The following is a 5,502-nucleotide window of genomic DNA, read 5'->3' as shown; positions in this document are numbered from 1 at the left end:
GCGCCCGCCCCCCGCCCGCCCCGGGCCCCCCCCCCCCCGGCCCGCCCCCCCGCGGCGGCTGGGTGGTGCGGGGCCGGTGGGGGGCGGCGGGGGGGGCCCCCCCCACCCCGATCCGCATCGGCGACGGCCGCGGCGCCTCGCCGTGACTCCGCACACGGTCGGCACTCGAAGCGGCTACGGGCCGTAAGGTTGGACATATGAACGATCGCATGGTGTGGATCGACTGCGAGATGACCGGCCTCTCGCTGTCCGACGACGCGCTCATCGAGGTGGCCGCCCTGGTCACCGACTCCGAGCTGAACGTACTCGGCGAGGGGGTGGACATCGTCATCCGTCCGCCGGACTCGGCGCTGGCGACGATGCCCGAGGTGGTGCGCCAGATGCACACCGCGTCCGGGCTGCTCGACGAGTTGCCCCGCGGCACCACGCCGGCCGACGCGGAAGAGCAGGTCCTGGCGTACGTACGGGAGTACGTGAAGGAGCCGGGCAAGGCCCCGTTGTGCGGCAACTCCGTCGGCACCGACCGCGGCTTCCTGCTGCGCGACATGCCCACGCTGGAGGACTACCTCCACTACCGGATCGTGGACGTCTCCAGCATCAAGGAACTCGCCCGCCGCTGGTATCCGCGCGCGTACTTCAACAGCCCGGAGAAGAACGGCAACCACCGCGCCCTCGCCGACATCCGCGAGTCCATCGCGGAGCTGCGCTACTACCGCGAGGCGATCTTCGTCCCCCAGCCGGGCCCCGACTCGGACACCGCCAGGACGATCGCGGCCAAACACGTCCTGCCCGCGACCCACTAGCCACCGCCGGCCGGGCGGGCGCGGACGGAGACCCGGCGGGCGAGGACGGCACAGGGCCCGGCTGGGTCGGAGGGGGTCCGTCGGAGACTCCGCCGGACCGGTCGCAGACTCCGCCGGGTGTCCGCCGTAGTCTCCGACGGAGAGGACGTACGAGGTCCGGCCGGGGCGCCGCGAAAGGCGTGCGCGAGCACCCCTTCGGACCCTGTACACTTTTTCTCGGCCGGTACGGAAAACCACTCAGTAACCGCCGGTCATGGTGGGTGTAGCTCAGCTGGTAGAGCACCTGGTTGTGGTCCAGGATGCCGCGGGTTCGAGTCCCGTCACTCACCCTATGAGACAGGCCCGTGACCTGCGGAAACACAGGTCACGGGCCTGTCTGTCGTTTGGCCACGGCCGAACCACGGCCCATCCACCCGCGAATCGAGTCGTCCGGGAAGGAGCGATGGCCGTAAGCCCCACGGAACATGGCTTAAGTTATGCACCCAGTCACACACTGTGTAGTTTTCGTGCATCGATCCGCCGCTGAGTGACGGGTCCTGATCAGAGCCATGGGCCCGCTCATCAGGAGGGCAGCGGTGCTGCGGATGCGGCGCAAACCGTCACGGCACTGACGCCAAAGCCAGCCTGCGGTTGTTCCCGCGTCCGCGCCCGTCCGTGCATAGTTGAGAAGTGCCGCCGTGACTCGTCGGCGCCCGAACGCGCAGAGCGCGGGCTCGATGGACCAACGGCAGAAGCCGGGGTCAGGGTCATTGACGGCTGCGGCCATCAACGGCGGGAAGAACTCCCCGGACAGGGGGGCGCGTTCGAGTAGTGACTCGCGTACTGCATGGGCCATGTGCCGCGCGCCGGTCTTCCGGCACGCTCGCCGCGTTGTCGAGGACCGGCAGCCGAGCCACCTCAGCTGCGGCCGACAGGAATGTCGGTGCCTGCGCGCCGACCGAGGCGCTTGGCGAGCCGTTGGCTCGTTGCAGGCCGTTAGCCTGTCGGTATGTCAGAGCGTGTCATGCCCGGTCGCACTGACGGCCTGATCACCCTAAGTGCCGCGGACGCTCTGTGGGTCGATGTGACGGCCGACAGTGCCGTGCCGACGGCTTCTGGGGCATTCACCTGCTCTCCTGCCCAGGCCCGGGTGGGGTACGTCCTGCTCGGCGGCCATGTGGTGGCGACGGTGAGGGTGAGCGGCGGTCAGTGGAGTGTTCCGGAGGTTGAGGTGCGCCGGGCGGCCGCGGAACTGCACGCGGTGCGCATGGATCGGCAGGACCTGGTCCGCATCGGTCCGTTTCGTGGGGCGCCGAGGCAGGAGTGCGACGAGGAGACGCCGCTGCGTTGGCGCCGACGCATCGCGGGGGAACTGCAGGAGTTGGGCAGGCCCGAGCGGGCAGCCCGATGTGAAGTCGGCCGGCCGTACCATCTGGCGGGGATCGACTGGCGACAGCTGCTCGTGGAGCAGACCCGCGACGGGGCGCAGCGGACGTGGTGGCTGCCGCGCGCTGTGGTCAGGCTGCTCGACGCGGCCGAGCACACCGAAACGCAGTGGGTGCAGGCCGCGCGGACCCGCAAGGCAAGCGCAGCCGCCGAGCCGCCCTCCCACCCCGGGCGGGCCCGAGACGCCGGCGGTCGGCAGACGACGAGCCCTGAGGGCCCCACCGCCTCACTGCGCCCGTACGACAAAGAGCTGGAAGGCCAGCTGTACTCGGTACTCAGCAGGAAGCCCGGCACCTCCCGCAGGGTGGCCGAGTGGGCGTGCGCCGTCTGCCGCACCGCGCCCGCCACCGTGCTCGACCACTGCCACGAACACGGCTACGTCCGCGCCCCCGTCTGCCAGTCCTGCAACACACAGGAACGCCCAGACCACCTGTACAGCAACGACATCCGCGTGGCGAACCGCTACACACGCCTCTTCCACACCGACACCGACGACTGGCTCCGCCACTGGCACCGCTGCCCCGGCTGCCGCGCACGCACCACCCTGCCCCTGCCGCACCTCGCCGCATGGACCGCCCACACAGCCTGCCGATCGCTGCGCCCGACCCACCGCGCCCCCCGCGGACGCAAGCCCTGCGGTGTCCTGCGCGTTTCCTGGACGGGCAGTCAGAACACGCCCCGTTCCTGCCTGCTCACTGTCGCCGTCGACTGCTGCCCCTCCGGCGAGCACCGTGTCCTGGCGCAAGTCCCCTACCGCGAAGCCGCCGACCGGTTTCGTGCCTGGTTGGCCGAGACGGCCCCCGCCGTGGCCGCCGCGGCCGGCCCTGACCGACTGGACGGCCTCCCTGCCCAGTTCCGGCCAGTCATCGCGGACACCAGCGGCGAGGACCTAGAACTGTTTTGAGCGGGCACCGGAGCCGTCGAAGATCTACGGATTGCTTCCAGTACTTCGCCTCGTTGACGTGGTGTGCGGCGTTTCCATGAGTTGATCGGTCCGTTGCGGGCGAAGCCGGGAGCGGTGGCACCGCATCTGAACGAGCGTCAGCGACGGCTGTCGTAGGGGGCGGTGGCCCGGCAACTCGGTCACGGTGGAATCGCGGCCATCGCACAGGCGTTGGAGTGCCCTCTCAGGCCAACCCGCTGAAGCGGGGCGTATCACCCAAGGTTGACAGAGAGGGTTCGCGACGACTCCGTCGAACCAGACGATCTTCGATCTTGCAAGAGCTCCTGCCACCGCACGCCGCACAGGCCACGGACTGTGCGGTTCCGGCGGCCCCGCATCCGCGGTCGACGGCGGACCTTGGGCGCGTAGAGCGTCGCTCTAGCACGAAACGGCACCGTGACTCGAACCACCCTGTACGCATCCGGAAGGGTTCACGATGTCGATCAGCAGATCCTTTGCCGTCATCCCCCCGTGCCAGTCAGCGGCGTGCCGGGACCGCGTCGCCGTCTCCCGTGGGCAGGAGCGGTCATGAGGGCGGCCGTAGCACCCCGTACGCCGTGATCCCCACGCCGAGCTCCCGGCACGTCGGCAGGATGGCGTCCTCGATCCCCCGGGAGATCAGCGAGTACTCGATCTGCAGGTCTGCGACCGGGTGCACCGCATGCGCGCGTCGCAGTGTCTCCACGCCGACCTCGGACAGGCCGATGTGTCGCACATAGCCCGCCTGTACCATCTCCGACAGCGCCCCCACGGTCTCCTCGATCGGCACGTTCGGGTCCACGCGAGCGGGCCGGTAGACGTCGATGTGGTCCGTGCGGAGCCGCTTCAACGTGTAGGAGAGGAAGTTCCAGGCGGCTTCGGGCCGGCAGTCGAAGCCGCTCCAGTGCCCGTCGGGCCTGCGCAGCCCGCCGAACTTCACGCTGATCCGTACGTCGTCGCGATTCCGGTCGCGCAACGCCTCGTGGATGAGCAACTCGTTGTGCCCCATGCCGTAGACATCGCCCGTGTCCAGCAGCGTGACGCCGGCGTCCAGCGCAGCGTGGATCGTGGCAACGCTCTCCACCTCGTCCGCCGGGCCGTAGTTGTCGGACATACCCAGGCAGCCCAGGCCCAGCTTCGAAACCTCCGGACCGTTCGCACCCAGCCGTCGTGTCTCCATCCCAGCCTCCATCTTTGCTAGACGATCGCGAACGACTACGTCCACACGGCGCCGAGCCCGGAGAGTTCCTGCAACGTCGACGGATCGGCTCAGCCGAACTGCTGCTGTGCGTCGCGGTCATTTCCGTACGAGCCCGACGCTAGTGTCTCGTGATGCTGTTCATGGAACCTGATGCTTCTGTGATCGTTGAGTCTGGTATGGATCTCACCTCTGAACAGATGGCAGAACTTCGGGAGTTGGCAGGGTCGCGGGATGTTCCGGCCGATGTGGCGCTTCGCGCACGGATCGTGTTGTGGTATGGCGAAGGGCGGCGGCGCAAGGACATTGCCGAGCTCGCCAATGTGGCGCCGCTGACGGTGGACCGCTGCAAGGCCCGTTATGCCGAGCGGGGCCTTGCCGGTTTCGAAGAGAAGCGCCGCGGCGGGCCGCGTACCCAGGTGCCGCCGCGGGTGCGGGCCCGGGTGATCGCTTTGACGAGGATGTCCCCGTCGGCGGAATCCGGTCTGTCGCACTGGTCGACGCGGGCACTGGCCGACCATCTGAAGCGGCGGGAGGGCATCTCGGTGTCGTGGCATTACGTCGCCCGCATCTGGCGTGAGGAGAATCTGAAGCCGCACCGCTCGGGCACCTTCAAGATCTCGAAGGACCCGGCGTTCGCGGAGAAGGTCGCCGATGTCGTCGGTCTGTACCTGGCCCCGCCCGGCGGCGCCGTGGTGCTGTCGATCGACGAGAAGACGCAGGTGCAGGCCCTGGACCGGACCCAGCCGGTGCTGCCGGTGACTTTCGCGGCCACCGAGAAACGCACCCACGACTACGTCCGGCACGGCACCACGAACCTGTTCGCCGCGCTGAACGTCACGACCGGTGAAGTGCTGGGCGAGTGCAGGCCGAACCGGAACGGCGCGACCTTCCTGGCGTTCCTGAAGAAGGCCGTCAGGCCACATACGGGGAAGGAAATCCATATCGTGCTGGACAACCTCTCCACGCACACCACCCCTGACGTGAAGGCGTGGCTGGCGGAGAACCCGCACGTCCACTTCCATTTCACCCCCGTCGGGTCCTCGTGGTTGAACCAGATCGTGCGACACGAAAGCCGCTTGAGAAGAGCGGACTCACCGAAGGAGGATCGACTGATGTCGAAGGTGTAGCTCCCGAGCCAGTGCACAGGGCTC

At 68.7% G+C, this 5,502-nt stretch carries 3 protein-coding genes, 1 tRNA gene and 1 pseudogene; 4 read left to right on the top strand and 1 reads right to left on the bottom strand.

The features are described from left to right. Positions 1-197 precede the first annotated feature (197 nt). From orn to ACWEKM_RS17565, 3 genes are all read left to right on the top strand, one after another. The gene (gene orn, locus ACWEKM_RS17575) at positions 198-803 is read left to right on the top strand and encodes an oligoribonuclease (protein WP_451622072.1); all 606 of its coding nucleotides are present in this window, start codon (positions 198-200) and stop codon (positions 801-803) included. Positions 804-1,059: 256 nt separating this feature from the next. Beyond that, positions 1,060-1,132, top strand: a tRNA-His gene (locus ACWEKM_RS17570). A gap of 659 nt (positions 1,133-1,791) precedes the next feature. After that, positions 1,792-3,132, top strand: a complete 1,341-nt coding sequence (locus tag ACWEKM_RS17565) for an endonuclease domain-containing protein (protein ID WP_451622071.1) — start codon at positions 1,792-1,794, stop codon at positions 3,130-3,132. 580 nt (positions 3,133-3,712) lie between these two features. Here ACWEKM_RS17565 and ACWEKM_RS17560 read toward each other — a convergent pair. Continuing rightward, positions 3,713-4,330 (bottom strand): annotated as a pseudogene (locus ACWEKM_RS17560) (aldo/keto reductase); the annotation flags it as partial. 152 nt (positions 4,331-4,482) lie between these two features. Between ACWEKM_RS17560 and ACWEKM_RS17555 the strand changes: the two are divergent. After that, complete coding sequence (locus ACWEKM_RS17555; protein WP_451622070.1) at positions 4,483-5,478, top strand: IS630 family transposase; 996 nt, start codon at positions 4,483-4,485, stop codon at positions 5,476-5,478. The last annotated feature ends 24 nt before the right edge of the window (positions 5,479-5,502 follow it).

It is taken from the genome of Streptomyces sp. NPDC004752, from assembly GCF_053601275.1.
This window is presented reverse-complemented; position numbering and strand designations above follow the sequence as displayed.